This is a genomic window from Pseudomonas sp. LFS074 (assembly GCF_047978165.1).
Classification (GTDB): Bacteria; Pseudomonadota; Gammaproteobacteria; order Pseudomonadales; family Pseudomonadaceae; genus Aquipseudomonas; species Aquipseudomonas putida_P.
Genome location: NZ_JBFPFV010000003.1, coordinates 109,413 through 123,677, shown reverse-complemented (window position 1 = coordinate 123,677; position 14,265 = coordinate 109,413). Strand labels below are relative to the sequence as shown.

18 protein-coding genes are annotated in these 14,265 nt (G+C 63.6%); 9 read left to right on the top strand and 9 right to left on the bottom strand.

Annotated elements, in window-relative coordinates:
* Positions 1-34 precede the first annotated feature (34 nt).
* Genes ACNQP3_RS24540 through ACNQP3_RS24525 form a run of 4 tightly spaced genes read right to left on the bottom strand, consistent with a single transcriptional unit; the run spans position 35 to position 2,006 of the window.
* Positions 35-376, bottom strand: coding sequence for a HopJ type III effector protein (locus ACNQP3_RS24540; protein WP_012274157.1), 342 nt, complete (start codon positions 374-376; stop codon positions 35-37).
* Entirely contained in the window at positions 369-665 is a 297-nt protein-coding gene (locus tag ACNQP3_RS24535; protein WP_012274156.1) for a DUF1244 domain-containing protein, read from the bottom strand. The genes ACNQP3_RS24540 and ACNQP3_RS24535 overlap by 8 nt, the downstream gene beginning before the upstream one ends.
* A 9-nt stretch (positions 666-674) precedes the next feature.
* On the bottom strand, positions 675-1,412 hold the full coding sequence (folM, locus tag ACNQP3_RS24530; RefSeq protein WP_012274155.1) for a dihydromonapterin reductase: 738 nt from the start codon (positions 1,410-1,412) through the stop codon (positions 675-677).
* A 33-nt stretch (positions 1,413-1,445) separates the two neighbouring features.
* Entirely contained in the window at positions 1,446-2,006 is a 561-nt protein-coding gene (locus ACNQP3_RS24525) for an antibiotic biosynthesis monooxygenase (protein ID WP_264316545.1), read from the bottom strand.
* Positions 2,007-2,224: 218 nt separating this feature from the next.
* Here ACNQP3_RS24525 and ACNQP3_RS24520 point away from each other — a divergent pair, with 218 nt between their 5' ends.
* Positions 2,225-3,160, top strand: a complete 936-nt coding sequence (locus ACNQP3_RS24520; RefSeq protein ID WP_179027890.1) for a MerR family transcriptional regulator — start codon at positions 2,225-2,227, stop codon at positions 3,158-3,160.
* On the opposite strand, the gene ACNQP3_RS24515 is transcribed toward ACNQP3_RS24520, so the two are convergent.
* Together ACNQP3_RS24515 and ACNQP3_RS24510 are read right to left on the bottom strand one after the other, a co-directional pair.
* Positions 3,145-3,762 carry a hypothetical protein gene (locus ACNQP3_RS24515; protein WP_264316544.1) on the bottom strand — a complete coding sequence of 206 codons (618 nt, stop codon included), beginning with the start codon at positions 3,760-3,762 and terminating at the stop codon, positions 3,145-3,147. The genes ACNQP3_RS24520 and ACNQP3_RS24515 overlap by 16 nt on opposite strands.
* Positions 3,763-3,821: 59 nt before the next feature.
* Positions 3,822-4,250 (bottom strand): PAS domain S-box protein, encoded by a 429-nt coding sequence (locus ACNQP3_RS24510; protein ID WP_060494110.1) that lies wholly within the window; start codon positions 4,248-4,250, stop codon positions 3,822-3,824.
* Between the two features lie 126 nt (positions 4,251-4,376).
* On the opposite strand from ACNQP3_RS24510, the gene ACNQP3_RS24505 reads away from it, so the two are divergent.
* The gene (locus tag ACNQP3_RS24505; protein WP_012274150.1) at positions 4,377-4,832 is read left to right on the top strand and encodes a flavodoxin; all 456 of its coding nucleotides are present in this window, start codon (positions 4,377-4,379) and stop codon (positions 4,830-4,832) included.
* A 34-nt stretch (positions 4,833-4,866) separates the two neighbouring features.
* Here the strand turns inward: ACNQP3_RS24505 and ACNQP3_RS24500 are convergent, their stop codons facing one another.
* Entirely contained in the window at positions 4,867-5,748 is an 882-nt protein-coding gene (locus tag ACNQP3_RS24500; RefSeq protein ID WP_012274149.1) for a LysR family transcriptional regulator, read from the bottom strand.
* A gap of 96 nt (positions 5,749-5,844) precedes the next feature.
* On the opposite strand from ACNQP3_RS24500, the gene ACNQP3_RS24495 reads away from it, so the two are divergent.
* From ACNQP3_RS24495 to ACNQP3_RS24480, 4 genes are all read left to right on the top strand, one after another.
* Entirely contained in the window at positions 5,845-6,231 is a 387-nt protein-coding gene (locus ACNQP3_RS24495) for a CidA/LrgA family protein (RefSeq protein WP_060515741.1), read from the top strand.
* Positions 6,221-6,907, top strand: a complete 687-nt coding sequence (locus ACNQP3_RS24490; RefSeq protein ID WP_012274147.1) for an LrgB family protein — start codon at positions 6,221-6,223, stop codon at positions 6,905-6,907. The genes ACNQP3_RS24495 and ACNQP3_RS24490 overlap by 11 nt, the downstream gene beginning before the upstream one ends.
* Positions 6,908-7,083: 176 nt before the next feature.
* Positions 7,084-7,989, top strand: coding sequence for an alpha/beta fold hydrolase (locus tag ACNQP3_RS24485; protein WP_012274146.1), 906 nt, complete (start codon positions 7,084-7,086; stop codon positions 7,987-7,989).
* Between the two features lie 114 nt (positions 7,990-8,103).
* A complete protein-coding gene (locus ACNQP3_RS24480) occupies positions 8,104-9,018 on the top strand; it encodes an SDR family oxidoreductase (RefSeq protein ID WP_012274145.1) in 915 nt (304 codons plus the stop codon).
* A 227-nt stretch (positions 9,019-9,245) separates the two neighbouring features.
* Here the strand turns inward: ACNQP3_RS24480 and ACNQP3_RS24475 are convergent, their stop codons facing one another.
* Entirely contained in the window at positions 9,246-10,028 is a 783-nt protein-coding gene (locus tag ACNQP3_RS24475; RefSeq protein WP_041166588.1) for an IclR family transcriptional regulator, read from the bottom strand.
* Positions 10,029-10,202: 174 nt separating this feature from the next.
* On the opposite strand from ACNQP3_RS24475, the gene hmgA reads away from it, so the two are divergent.
* Genes hmgA through maiA form a run of 3 tightly spaced genes read left to right on the top strand, consistent with a single transcriptional unit; the run spans position 10,203 to position 13,445 of the window.
* On the top strand, positions 10,203-11,504 hold the full coding sequence (gene hmgA / locus ACNQP3_RS24470) for a homogentisate 1,2-dioxygenase (RefSeq protein ID WP_012274143.1): 1,302 nt from the start codon (positions 10,203-10,205) through the stop codon (positions 11,502-11,504).
* Positions 11,505-11,507: 3 nt separating this feature from the next.
* A complete protein-coding gene (gene fahA, locus ACNQP3_RS24465) occupies positions 11,508-12,800 on the top strand; it encodes a fumarylacetoacetase (protein WP_012274142.1) in 1,293 nt (430 codons plus the stop codon).
* Between the two features lie 12 nt (positions 12,801-12,812).
* Complete coding sequence (gene maiA / locus ACNQP3_RS24460) at positions 12,813-13,445, top strand: maleylacetoacetate isomerase (RefSeq protein WP_264316543.1); 633 nt, start codon at positions 12,813-12,815, stop codon at positions 13,443-13,445.
* Here the strand turns inward: maiA and ACNQP3_RS24455 are convergent.
* The gene (locus tag ACNQP3_RS24455; protein WP_012274140.1) at positions 13,439-14,245 is read right to left on the bottom strand and encodes a SirB1 family protein; all 807 of its coding nucleotides are present in this window, start codon (positions 14,243-14,245) and stop codon (positions 13,439-13,441) included. The genes maiA and ACNQP3_RS24455 overlap by 7 nt on opposite strands.
* Between the last annotated feature and the right edge of the window lie 20 nt (positions 14,246-14,265).

The window sequence follows — 14,265 nt, the reverse complement described above, 5'->3', positions numbered from 1 at the left end:
GTATGCGCCCCTTGTGGGAGTGGCCCGGGCTATCTCAAGCCTTGCGCGACAGGGGCTGCCCGGCAAATTTCACGCCCGCCAGACCCTGCTTGATCAGCGCGCGGATATTGCCATGGTCGCTGCCCTCGGGCGTGGCCACCACGTCACGGTAGTGCTCGCCAAAGGCCAGCAGCGCTTCCTGGTCGCTCAGCCCTTCCAGCAAAGCTAGGCCCAGGGTTTTGCACGAACCTTCGTTTTGCCCGGCCGCATTCTCCACGCCGCCATTGTTGAACGCCTGAGGCTGGTAGCTGTAGTTGTCGGCAATGAACGCCAGGGTATCGGCAAAGACATGTTGGCCGCTGGCCAGGCTGGCGCGCAGGGTGTTCAGATCAGTCACGAGGTTTTCCTTTTTCGAACGCCGCTTGTTGTTCGGCGCTGGCTTCTTTCTGGTGTTGGGCTTTCCACTCGGCGTAGGGCATGCCGTACACCGCTTCGCGGGCATCATCCAGGCTCAGGTCGAGCTGGCGCTCGTCAGCCGCGGCCTTGTACCACTTGGACAGGCAGTTGCGGCAGAAACCGGACAGGTTCATCAGGTCGATGTTCTGTACATCGGTGCGCTTTTGCAGGTGTTCGACCAGGCGGCGGAACGCGGCGGCCTCAAGTTCGAGCTGTTGTTGTGGCGTCATGGGTGTCTCTCAAGTCATGCGGTTCTTCAGGTGGCGGCCACCGTTGATGACCACCTGGCTGCCGGTGCTGTACTGGCTGGCGAGCAGGTACTTGACGGTCTCGATCAGCGGGCCGGCGCCGGGTTCGAATTCCAGCAGGGCCTTTTTCAGGGTTTGCTGGCGGTAGGCTTCGTCACCCCCTTCCTTGAGGATCAGCAGCCCAGGCAGGATACCGTTCACGTGCACCTTGGGCGCATATTTTTCGGCAAATGACAGCACCATGTTCTGCAGCGCGGCCTTGGTGGCGGCGTAGCCGATGTGGCTTTTACTGCCGCGCGAAGAGGTTTCGTCGCAGATGTGGATGATGTCGGCCTTTTCCACCTTGGCCAGCAGGTCGCCCAGGGCCAGGTTGAGGTGGTAGGGCGCTTCGACGTGCAGGCGGAACATGGTGTCGAGGTTGTCGAGGCCATCGTCGAGCCACAGTGAGGCGTTATGGATGATGGCGCGCAAGCCGTCGTAATGGGTGTGCAGGTGGTCGATCAGGGCCTGGCGGTCGGCCGGCTGGCACAGGTCGGCCTGGAACTGCACGATGTTCGGGTGGGCCGCCTGTGGCTGGATGCTGCGGCTGGCACTGACCACCGTATGGCCGGCCTGTGCCAGTTCAAGGGCCAGGGCCAGCCCGACGCGCTGGCTGGCTCCGGTAACGAGAATGGGGCTGTTCATGTTCGGGGCGGTCAACTTGTCTGTCCTTTGGTTGCCACCCAGCATACCCGAACTGTTTCCCTGTTGTATGGCCTGGCCTCAGCGGCTGCGCAAGGCGCCAGTGGTGGCCGGGGAGGCCAGCAGCCAACTGGCTAGCAAGCGGGTGGACAACGGGATGAACAGGTACACCATCAGCGGCGTCAGGGCCAAAGTGCTGAGCAGTACGCGGGGTATCAGGTCGAGTGCCGACAACCAGTGGCCGAACAGCAGGTTGAATGCCAGCGATACCGGGAAGAACGCCAGCCAGATGGCCACGGCCTGCTTCCAGCGCGGTGGTTTTTGCACCATGTTGGTGCCAAACCAGTCATCGATGCCGCTTATGCGCGCCTCTTTGGGGCGCTCGAACAGGCCGTTGCCGCGCTGCAGCCAAGCCCGCCGCGAAGCGGAATGTTCCCAGGCATGCAAGGTGGGCTCGTCGCTGAAACGGAAGATGATCTGGAATTCGTCGCCATCGCGTGGCGGGGCGAGGATGCCCGAGCCGAGGTAACCGGGGAAGTCGGTGGCCAGCTGCTCGCCTTCGTGCAGCCAGGCCAGCAGGTCCTGGTAGCGGCCATGGGCGGCGCGGCGCGACACCATCAAGGTGACGGGTGGGGTAGACATCGTGTATCTCCTGGCAACGGGGCTGGCGGGTAGCTGGCCCCTTTGGCTGCGTGGCCCGGGGTGGTGGGCGACGCAGGCGTGCATGCAAGAATCGGGCGCGGATTATCGCGCAGTTGCGATCACCGGCAAATGTCAGCCGGCAAATGGCTGCACCCTGCGGCGGGTGCTGTCGTAGTAGACTATGTGTTCAACTTCCGCACCCAGGGTACACCGTGCAGATGAACGAACAGGGACGTAGTCCGGTTATCGATGCCAGCTTCGAGCAGCAGGAGCTGTTTCCGATTCGTGAAGTTTCCCGCCTGACTGGCGTCAACGCCGTGACCCTGCGTGCCTGGGAGCGCCGCTATGGCCTGATCCAGCCAATTCGCACCGACAGTGGCCACCGCCTGTACTCACAGGCCGACATCGACGAGGTCCGCCGTATCCTTGGCTGGCTGGAGCGCGGTGTGTCGGTCAGCAAGGTGGGTAGTATTCTCGCGCGAGGCCATGCCCTTGCCGGGCAGGCGGGTGGCGCGACAGATGCCTGGCAGCGTTGGCAGCACCAGATTCGTCTAGCGGTGCAGAGCTTCGATCTGGCAGGCCTGGATCGCCTTTACGAGATGGTATTTGCCGCCAGCACCCTGGATCAGGTTTTCGCCGAAGTGTTCATGCCTGTGTGGCACGACATGGCCGTGCGGCAAGGCGGCTACGGGCAGACCAGTGAATGGCTGTTCCTTGACCAGTTCCTGCGCGGTCGGGTGTTCGCCCGTCTGCAGCTTGCCCATGTGCCGCGCAGCCGTAACGTGTTGTTGGCGCCGTTGCCGGGGCAGTGTCATGAACTTGAGTTGCTGGTAACCAGCCTGCTTCTGAGCAGCGAGGAAACAGGTGTGACCCTACTGGCGAGCGGGCAGCCGCTGCGAGAACTGGCGTTGGTCTGCGAACGTCTGAAGCCGGACGCTCTGGTGCTGTTTTCTCATCAGGCACCGACAGCAGAAACTACCCGGCACGTTACGCGCCTGGCGGCGATGCTGGAATGCCCGTTGTTGCTGGCCGGCGAAGCGGCAGAAGTGGCACAGGAGAGCTTGGCTGGCAGCCTTGTCGCTTGCCTGGGGGCGCAAGGTAGTGTGATGCGCCAGCGTTTGCGGCAGTTCCTGGCCGGTCAGCTCGATACCTGAGTGTGCAGCTCGGGATGGGCCTGGCGATGGGCCTGGAGGATGTAGTCCCGCAACCGTTCGATTTCTTCGGCCGGGCTTTGGCTGAGGTCGTAGGCCGCCAGGTTTGGACCGATGCGCCGGCCCAATACGCCATGCAGTTCGATCGGGCTGATGCCGCCTGGGGCGAAGCGAAGCTCGAAGCGGGCGGGTGCCGCTGGCAGATCACGGATTTCCAGCAACACACCTTTGAAGGAAATATCACGCACCCACAGGCCGCAGGTCTGGTCATGGGCATCAAGCAGTGCGCTCGGCTGGTCCATCGACAGGCGCCAAGGGCGCAGCATGGGGCCGTCTTCGTAGATTTCCGGTGAGCCCAGTTGCAAGTGCAGGGCGTGAAACTCGTCCTCGACCAGTTGCAGCGGGAAACTGATCTGCTGGTTATTGAACTGGGCCTGCAAGGTCACTTGCTCGTTGGCCACCAGCTGGGTGAGCAAGTTCTGGATGCGGCGGTCGCCATTGACCAGCAGGCTCGACATGGAGTCGGCCAGGTTCAATTGCGGCGAGTGTTGCATGTTCTGTATGAAGTCCAGCTCGTCCTGGGTGAGGAGCACGTCTGCTTGCATGATCGAACTCGGTGGTGGCGATTTCTTCAACGGGGTTGACCGTGCGTGGCGTACTTGGTTCAGGCGCGTTCGTCGGTTTTCGGACGAGCGCACATTTCGGCCAGTTCCCGTTCCAGTTCGACCTGGCGGCTGACGTCTTTCTGGATGCCGATGAAGTAGGTGCGCTGGTCGGCGTCGCTTCTCACCGGCGTGATCGACAGTTCGTTCCAGAAGGCGCTGCCATCCTTGCGGTAGTTGCGCAGCACTTCGCGGCACGGGCGGCCTTCGGCCAGGGCCTTGCGGATGCGCGCGCGGCCAAGCTGGTCACGGTCGTCGGCCTGCAGAAAGCGGCAATCCTGATAGAGGACTTCGTCGCGGCTGTAGCCAGTCAGGCGTTCGAAGGCGGCGTTCACGTAGATCAGGATAGTGTCGTCGCCTTCCTGTTCGGCGACCACGATCCCGTCATTGGACGCATCGACCATCGATTGCAGCAATTGCGCGTTGATCATGTTCGGGCCATTGAGCAAGAAGGGGCGAAGCAGGGCTGAAGGCGGCGACTTTGGTAGAGGCGGCCTTTTGCCATCGCTGGATGCTAGTATCCTACGTTTTCACTCAGTTTCGGAATCCTCTTCCCGATGAAAGTCGTCATTATTTCCGGATCGGTCTACGGCACCGCCGAAGAAGTCGCACGTCACGCTGAATCGCTGCTCAAGGCAGCGGGGCTGGAGGCCTGGCATGCGGCCCGCGCCACCCTTCAGGATCTTCAAGGCTTTGCCCCCGACGCCTTGCTGGCCGTGACCTCGACCACCGGCATGGGCGAGCTGCCGGACAACCTCATGCCGCTGTACAGCGCCATTCGTGACACCCTGCCTGCGGCCTGGCGCGGCCTGCCGGGCGCAGTGATTGCGCTGGGCGATTCCAGCTATGGTGACACCTACTGTGGTGGTGGCGAGCAGATGCGCGAGCTGTTTGCCGAGCTGGGCGTGCGCGAAGTGCAGCCGATGCTGCGCCTGGATGCGAGCGAGACAGTGACCCCGGAGGCAGATGCCGAGCCGTGGTTGGCTGAGTTGGCGAGTGCCTTCAAAGCCTGAGTCCCAAGGTAGAGCCGCTCCTACAGGGGCAGTGTCAGGCGTTGAGCTCGCGCAACAAGGCCAGCCACGCCTGAGCCGCCCGTGACAGATAGGCCCCGCGTCGCCAGATGAACGCGATATCCCACCGCAGGTCTTCCGGCGAACGCAGCGGCACACGCACCACCCCGGGGCGCTCCAGCGCTTTTGCTACCACCCGGGGCAGCAACACCACACCCTGGCCCGCCGCCACCAGCGCCGCCAAAAAATCTGCCTGGCCACTGCGCCCGCCTTCTTTCGGGGTAAAGCCCTGCTGCTGACACGCCTTCAACAGCCGATCGTTAAGCACGAAGCTGCGCTGGTACAGCAAGAACGGCGTATCGGCCAGTTGCCCCAGGTCCACTCCGGCCAAGCCCGACAAGGCATGCCCAGCCGGCAGCAAGGCGTCCAGGGGTTCGTTGCAGAACGGCTGGTAGTCGAATGCCTCGTCACTGGGCGTCAAGCTGCCGCCCAGTTCCAGCTCGCCGCTTCTGACAGCCTGTTCGACGCTGCGGCTACCGCCTTCGAGCAGTTGGATGGCGATGTTCGGGTGGCGCCGTCGGTACTCGGCGAACAGGCCGGCGAACAAGGCGTCGCTGCCTAGCATCGGTAAACCCAGGCGCAGTTCGCCACGCTCCATCAGGCTGAGATCGTCCAGTTCGTTGAGCAACGCCTGACGCTGACGCAGCAGGGCTTCGCCACGCTCCAGCACGATGCGCCCGGCAGCGGTCAGGTGCAGTTGCGAGGCCTGACGCTCCAGCAGCGGCTGGCCCACATCTTGCTCCAGCTGGGCTACCTGCTTGCTCACCGCCGACTGGCTGATGTGCAGCGTCTGTGCGGCCTGGGTAAAACCGCCCCGGTGGACCACTTCGATAAAGCTGCGCAGTTGTTTGAATTCCATGCTTGGATTCCATTATGGAATGGCGATCAGTCTAACAATTCGCTTCTGGCCTAGGCAGTCGAATCTTAAAATGAGGGCCTGTCGAGGAAACCCGCCATGAAACCCGCCTTATTGAAAAAAGCCCTGCGCCTGCTCATCGAGTTGGCGATCCTCTGTGCCCTGTTCCTGCTCGGCGGCCAGCTCGCCAGCTGGTTGGGCTGGCCGATCCCTGGCGGCGTGATGGGCCTGGCCCTGCTGTTGATACTGTTCGCTTCGGGTGTGCTCAAGCCGGCCATGTTGCAATTGGGCGCCGGCTGGCTGATGGCCGAGATGCTGCTGTTCTTCATCCCGGCGCTGATGAGCCTGTTGGACTACGGCTCGCTGATCCGTGAAGAGGGCTGGCGCATCTTGCTGGTAATCGCTGTGAGCACGTTGATGGTGATGGTGGTGACGGCATTGACCGTGGAACTGGTGTGCCGTTGGAGGTTACGCCATGAGCCTTGAACCCATGCCGCTGTTCTGGCTGGCGCTGACCTTGCTGGCCTACCTGGGTAGCCGCTGGCTGTACCGGCGCAGCAAGCGCTACCTGCTGTCGCCATTGATCCTGGTGCCGGTTTTGCTGCTGGCGGTGGCCGTGCCGCTGCATACAGCCTATGCCGAGTATGCCCGCAACACCCACTGGTTGATGAGCGTGCTCGGCCCAGTGACCGTGGCTTTCGCGGTGCCGATCTGGCAGCAGCGGGCCATGCTGGCGCGCCATTGGCCAGCCCTGATGGTGGGCATGGTGGCTGGTAGCTGTGCCTCGATTGCCAGCTCCTGGGGCTTGGCGCACCTGCTGGCGCTGGACAGCGCAACCAGCCTGTCGCTGGTGCCGCGTTCGATCACCACGCCCTTCGCCATGCCGCTGGCCCACGACCTGGGTGGCGTGCCGGAACTGACGGCGGTGTTCGTGATGTTCACTGGCGTGCTCGGCGCCATGTTCGGCGGCGTGCTGCTGCGCTGGTTGCCGCTGCGTACACCGCTGGCACGGGGTGCGCTGTTTGGTGTTGGCGCGCATGGCGCCGGGGTCAGCCGGGCGCAGGAGGTGGGCCGCGAAGAAGGCTCGGTGGCCGGCCTGGTCATGGTCCTGACTGGGCTGCTCAACCTGTTCGCAGCGCCGCTGCTGGCCATGCTGCTCTGACCGTTCGTGCCACTGACTCGCTCAGTCATCAAGCTGGCTGGCAACGCAAGTTCCAGCCAACGGGCTGCTGGCTAGACTCTGCCTCGACATAGAGAGCACATGTATGTGCCGAGGTGACATGCAATGACCGCAGCCTTGCCCTATTCCGTCAACACCACTTCTCCGGGACCGCTCTGATGCCTATGGCCGAAATTCCATTGTGCGTCTGGCGTACCCGGGGACAGAGTTTCATCTTCCGGGGCCAGAGCATCCGCTACTGGACCGCAGGGCAAGGAGAGCCCCTGCTTCTGTTACACGGTTTTCCCACTGCCAGCTGGGATTGGCACTACCTGTGGGGGCCTTTGACCCAACGTTTCCGGGTGATCGCGTGCGACATGCTCGGTTTTGGCGATTCGGCCAAACCGGTTGATCATGCCTACAGCCTGATGGAGCAAGCGGACCTGCAGCAGGCCTTGCTTGCCCACCTGCAGGTCAAGCAGCCGGTGCATCTGCTGGCCCATGACTATGGCGGCAGCGTGGCCCAGGAATTGTTGGCGCGCCATCATGAGCAGCGCGCCGACATCGCCAGTTGCGTGTTCCTCAACAGCGGGCTGTTCCCCGAAAGCTGCCGCATGCTGCTGATCCAGAAGCTGCTGCTCAGCCGCTTTGGCTGGCTGGTGGGGCGTTCGTTCGGGCGTGACGACCTGGTGCGCAATGTGACCCAGGTCTATGGCCCCTGCACTCACCCCAGTGAGAGCGCGCTGGATGACTTCTGGAGCCTGATCGCTACCAACCGGGGTACACGCATCCTGCACAAGTTGGTGGGCTACATGCCCGAGCGCAGGTTGCACCGTGAACGCTGGGTCGGGGCGATGCAGCGCAAAGGCGTACCACTGCGCTTCATCAATGGCGTGGTCGACCCACTGTCCGGCGGGCACATGCTCGAGCGTTACCGGCAACTGGTGCCGGAGCCGGACACCGTGCAGCTGCACGGCATTGGCCATTACCCCCATACCGAAGCGCCGATGCAGGTGCTGCGCCACTACCTGGCCTTTCGCGAACAACCGTCCAGCTACTACCAGCCGAAAGTGGCGTGGTCCTGACGGGGCCTCATCGCCCTGCGTTATTGCCAGGCATTCAGCCTGTGTGAGCTTGATTGTCCGCCTGCCGCTGGCGGCGGACACTCGGCTGACCTGAACCTGCCTGGAGCCATGAGCATGAGCGAGCCCGTCCATTTGCAAGATCGCGTGGTGATCGTCACCGGCGCCGGTGGCGGCCTGGGCCGCGCCCACGCGCTGCTGTTCGCCGCGCGGGGTGCCAGGGTGGTGGTCAACGACCTTGGCGGTTCTACCCACGGGGAAGGTGCCAGCGCCTCGGCCGCCGACCGGGTGGTGGAGGAGATCCGCGCCGCCGGTGGCAGCGCCATCGCCAACCATGACTCGGTCAGCCACGGTGCACGTATCGTCGAGCAGGCGCTGGACACGTTCGGCCGGGTCGATGTGCTGGTGAACAACGCTGGCATCCTGCGCGACAAGACCTTTCACAAGATGGACGACAGCGATTGGGAGCAGGTGTACCAGGTGCATGTCGAAGGGGCCTTCAAAGTCACCCGCGCCGCCTGGCCACACTTGCGCGAGCAAAACTGGGGGCGGGTGATCTTCACGGCTTCCACCTCGGGTATCTACGGCAACTTTGGGCAGGCCAATTACGGCATGGCCAAGCTGGGCCTGTACGGGTTGACCCGCACGCTGGCCATCGAAGGGCGCAAGCACGGCATCCTGGTCAACGCCATTGCTCCCACGGGCGGTACCCGCATGACCGAGGGGCTGATCCCACCCCAGGTATTCGAGCGGCTCAAGCCCGAGCTGGTCAGCCCACTGGTGGTTTACCTGGGCAGCGAGCAGTGCCAGGGCACGGGGGAGCTGTTCGAGGTGGGCGGCGGCTGGGTGGGCAAGGTGCGTTGGGAGCGCAGCCTGGGAGTGGGTTTTGATCCGCGCGAGGGGTTTACCCCGGAGCAGGTGGCGGAGCACTGGGCGCAAATCGGCGACTTTGACGGGGCGGTGCATCCTCAGGACAGTTTGCAGGCATTGCAGCAGATGATGGCGAACCTGCAGAAGTACCCGCTGGGCTGAAGATTTATCCGCTCAAATAAAAAAGGCCGCTGCAAGCCGCAGCGGCCAATCGAGACGTTAGATCAAGGAGCTTCAAAATCTACGTCGGTGAACCTCGCAGGCCTGAAAGGCGGGGGGGAGAGCCCTTCATGCCGGCCAGTGAGTTAAGAATAAGCGCTTGATCCGCTGGGAAAAATAGCTGCTTATGACATTCACCTTTACGTATCGGGCAATAGTGCCGCTAGCGCTCAGGTAGCGGGCGAATAGCCCATGCGCCAGCTGGTTTCCCGCGCTGCCGCCAGTAGCCGTTGCGCCGCTGGGCCATGTTCGTCGGCGTGGAAGATCGAAGTCGGCCCGACCACGGTCATCACCGCCGCCACCTGCCCCATGGCATTGAACACCGGCGCCGACAGGGCGTCCACGCCCGGCATCAGCAGGCCGTGCACATGGTGCAGGCCACGTTCGCGAATGCCTGCCAGCACCGGCTGGTAATCGTCGGCGTGGTGCTGCAGGGCGGCCAGTTCGCGGTCACGCAACTCGACGGTTTCGCGCTCGGGCAGGTAGGCGGCGAACACCAGGCCGGTGGAGGAGGTGAGCAGCGGCAGCACCGAGCCCATCTGCGTCACCACGGTAACTGCACGCACCGCCGGTTCAATGCTGACCACGGTCGCGCCCTGGTTGCCCCACACGGCAATGAAGCAGCTCTCGTTAAGTTCGTCGCGCAGTTGCGACAGCGGCAGTGCGGCAGTTTTCAGCACATCGATGCTGCCCAGCGCCGCCAGCCCCACCCGCAATGCCTCGCGTCCCAGGCCGTAATGGTTGGTGGCGGCATCCTGTTCGGCAAAGCCGCTGGCGATCAGCGCTTGCAGGTAACGGTGCACTTTGCTTGCCGGCATTTGCACATGTTCCGCCAGGCGTGACAGCGAGGTGGACGGGGACAACTCGGCAAGGGCCTTGAGGATGTCGGTGCCGACCTCCGCCGAGCGGACTTTCTGCTTGCCGTTGTCGGCGGGGGAGCTGGCTTTGGTCATGGACATCTTCTTCTGGATTCTTCAAGTCGGGCCTTTATAGCTTGACGCCATGCGTGGAGCAAATTACGTTATTCGTAATCTGATTACGATAAAAACAATGCAGACGCGCTGCCACCCCACATCGGGCCAGCAGCCAGCTGCCCGCAACGGCTCGGCCAGAGCCCGGAGGCATCGATGAATCGCGACACCTCACCCGACCTTCACTACCTCAGCGGCTTCGGCAACGAGTTTGCCAGCGAAGCGCTGCCAGGGGCCTTGCCGGTCGGGCAGAACTCGCCACAGAAGGCACCCTATGGGCTGTATGCCGAGCTGCTCTCGGGCACGGCGTTCACCATGGCCCGCAGCGAGCTGCGTCGCACCTGGCTGTATCGCATTCGCCCGTCTGCCTTGCACCCTCGTTTCGAGCGCCTGGCGCGTCAGCCGCTGAGCGGGCCGCTGGGGGGCATCAACCCCAACCGCCTGCGTTGGAGCCCACAGCCGATTCCCGCCGAACCGACCGATTTCATCGAGGGCTGGTTGCCCATGGTGGCCAACGCCGCAGCGGAAAAACCGGCTGGCGTGAGCATCTACATCTACCGCGCCAACCGTTCCATGGAGCGGGTGTTCTTCAACGCCGACGGTGAACTTTTGCTGGTACCGGAACAGGGCCGCCTGCGCATTGCCACTGAACTGGGCGTAATGGAAGTCGAGCCGCTTGAAATTGCGGTGATCCCGCGTGGCATGAAGTTCCGTGTGGAACTGCTCGACGGCCAGGCCCGTGGCTACATCGCCGAAAACCACGGCGCGCCGCTGCGTATTCCAGACCTGGGCCCGATCGGCAGCAATGGCCTGGCCAACCCACGCGATTTCCTCACCCCGGTGGCGCACTACGAAGAGGCCGAAGCGCCGGTGCAACTGGTGCAGAAATTCCTGGGCGAACACTGGGCTTGCGAGCTGCAGCACTCGCCGCTGGACGTGGTGGCCTGGCACGGCAGCAACGTGCCGTACAAATACGACCTGCGCCGCTTCAATACCATCGGCACCGTCAGTTTCGACCACCCGGACCCTTCGATCTTCACCGTGCTGACCTCGCCGACCAGCGTGCATGGCCTGGCCAACATGGACTTCGTGATCTTCCCGCCACGCTGGATGGTGGCCGAGAACACCTTCCGCCCGCCATGGTTCCACCGCAACCTGATGAACGAGTTCATGGGCTTGATCAATGGTGCCTACGACGCCAAGGCCGAGGGCTTCCTGCCTGGCGGTGCCTCGCTGCACGGCGTGATGAGCGCCCACGGCCCCGACGCCGAAACCTGCGAAAAAGCCATTGCCGCCGACCTGGCGCCGCACAAGATCGACAACACCATGGCCTTCATGTTCGAGACCAGCCAGGTGCTGCGCCCGAGCCTGCAAGCCCTTGAATGCCCGCAATTGCAGGCCGACTACGATAGTTGCTGGGCAACCTTGCCAAGCACCTTCAACCCGAACCGGAGATAACCGATGAACCACACTGCCAATGCCCGTAGCTGGGTCGAGCACGCCAACGGGCACAGCGACTTCCCGCTGCAGAACCTGCCATTGGGCATCTTCAGCCGGCCGGGTGAAGCCCGGCGCTGTGGCGTGGCCATCGGCGACGCGATCCTCGACCTGGAAGCGGTGTTGGCCGCCGGCCTGTTCGCGGGGGAAGCCAAGGCCGCCGTCGAGGCTACTCGGGGTGGGGCACTGAACGCTTACTTCGCATTGGGCCGCAGCGCCCGTGTCGCCCTGCGCGAGCGTCTGCAGGTGCTGCTTGGCGAGCACAGCGAGCACCAGGCTGCTCTGCAGCCGGCACTGTATCCAGCCAGCGACTGCCAACTGCATGTGCCAGCGCAGGTCGGGGACTACACCGACTTCTACGTAGGCATCGAGCACGCCAAGAACGTGGGCAAGCTTTTCCGCCCCGACAACCCGCTGCTGCCCAACTACAAATATGTGCCGATCGGTTATCACGGCCGTGCCTCGACCATTCGCCCGTCCGGCACCGATGTACGCCGGCCAAAAGGCCAGACCCTCCCGGCTGGGCACACCGAGCCAAGTTTCGGCCCATGCGCACGCCTGGACTACGAACTGGAACTGGGCATCTGGATTGGCCAGGGCAATGACATGGGCCAGGCGATCCCGGTTGGCGATGCCGCCGAACACGTAGCGGGCCTGTGCCTGCTCAACGACTGGTCGGCGCGCGATATCCAGGCATGGGAATACCAGCCATTGGGGCCGTTCCTGTCCAAGAGTTTCATCACCAGCATATCGCCCTGGGTGGTTACCGCCGAAGCGCTGGAGCCGTTCCGCTGCGCCCAGCCTGCACGCCCGGAAGGCGACCCGCAGCCGCTGTCGTACCTGCTGGACAAGCGTGACCAGGCCGCCGGTGCATTCGATATTGAACTCGAAGTGTTGCTGCTGACCGAGCGCATGCGCGAGCAAGGTGTTGCCCCGCACCGCCTGACCCTGAGCAACACCCGCAGCATGTACTGGACCGTGGCGCAGTTGGTGGCGCACCACAGCGTCAACGGCTGCCAGCTGCAGCCGGGCGACCTGTTCGGTTCGGGCACGCTGTCGGGTGCTACGCCGGGTTCGTTCGGCAGCCTGCTGGAGATCACCGAAGGCGGCAAGCTGCCGATTGAGCTGGCCAGCGGCGAGGTGCGCAAGTTCCTCGAAGACGGCGACGAAATTATCCTGCGTGCCCGCTGCACGCGTGACGGCGTAGCCAGCATCGGCTTCGGCGAATGCCGTGGCACGGTCATCGCGGCCAACTAAGGAGGCAGGGGCATGGAGCTGTACACCTATTACCGTTCCACCTCGTCCTACCGGGTGCGCATTGCCTTGGCATTGAAGGGGCTGGCTTACCAGTCCCTGCCAGTCAACCTGCTGCAGGGGGAGCAGCGCGGTGCGGACTATACCGCCGTCAACCCGCAGGGCCGCGTGCCAGCCTTGCGCACTGACGGCGGTGAGTTGCTGGTGCAGTCGCCAGCCATCATCGAGTACCTGGAAGAGGTTTATCCACAACCTGCGTTGCTACCGACCACGGCCGTGGAAAGGGCAAAGGTGCGTGGTGTGGCGGCAATCATCGGCTGCGACATTCACCCGTTGCACAACGTCAGCGTGCTCAACCGGCTGCGCCAGGCGGGTCAGGACGAAGGGCAGGTCAATCAGTGGATCGGTTACTGGATAAGCCAGGGGCTGGCAGCAGTGGAGCGACTGATTGGCGATCACGGCTTCTGCTTTGGCGATACGCCTGGGTTGGCGGATGTGTACCTGATCCCGCAGTTGTATGCGGCCGAGCGCTTCAACATCGACCTCGACAGCTTCCCGCGCATCCTGCGGGTTGCCGCACTGGCGGCCGCGCACCCGGCGTTCGCCAAGGCCCACCCCGCCCAGCAGCCGGACAGCCCGGCTCAGTGAAGTGAACGGTTTGCCGCCGGAAGCTTGCCGATTCGCTCGGACAGCTTCAGGCGCTGGACCGGGTCTTCCGTCAGCAGCAACGCATGCTCCAGGTCGAAGCGCTCGGCCTGCGGGCAATCCAGTTGTTGGTAGAGCGAAGCGCGGGTCACGTAATCGCTGACTTGCACCGGGCCCAACTGCATGACCCGCTCGGCGTCGATCAACGCGGCCAGGTGGTCATCGTTGCTGATGTGCAGTTGACGCAGGTTGCGCGACAGGCGTTGCAGCATCTGCAGCGGCGTAGCGCTGCGCATGTGCTCTGCCGTCAGCGCCACATGCGGGCCAAACTGGCGTGCCAGCAGTTCGCGGCAGTCACTCGGGTACAAGCGCCGACCGCCACAGGGGTCGAGCAGGTGGTCGGCACCCGGCACGCGCAGCAAGAAATGGCCAGGAAAGCCCACGCCCTCCAGCGGTATGGACAAGCGCCGGGCCAGCTCCAGGGAAAGAATGGCCAGGGTCAGCGGTTGGCCGCGGCGGCGCTGCAGTACTTTGTCCATCATCGCCGCATGCGGGCGTAACGGGTGGTATTCATCCTGCTGAAAGCCCAGCGCAATCAGTTGGCGCAGCAGTGGCTGGGCCAGTTCGCACACTGGCAGCATCGGCAGGTTGGCGCTTATCTCGCGCTGCAGCTCGTTCAGGGTGGCAAGGCTGGCCGCGGGCTCGACACTACGATCGTGCTCGGCGGCAATCCACAATGCGGCTTCCAGCAGGGCGACAGGCTCGCGTTCCAGGCAGGCCAGGCAGGCTTGACGTGGCTTCATGGGGCATCTCCACACACGTT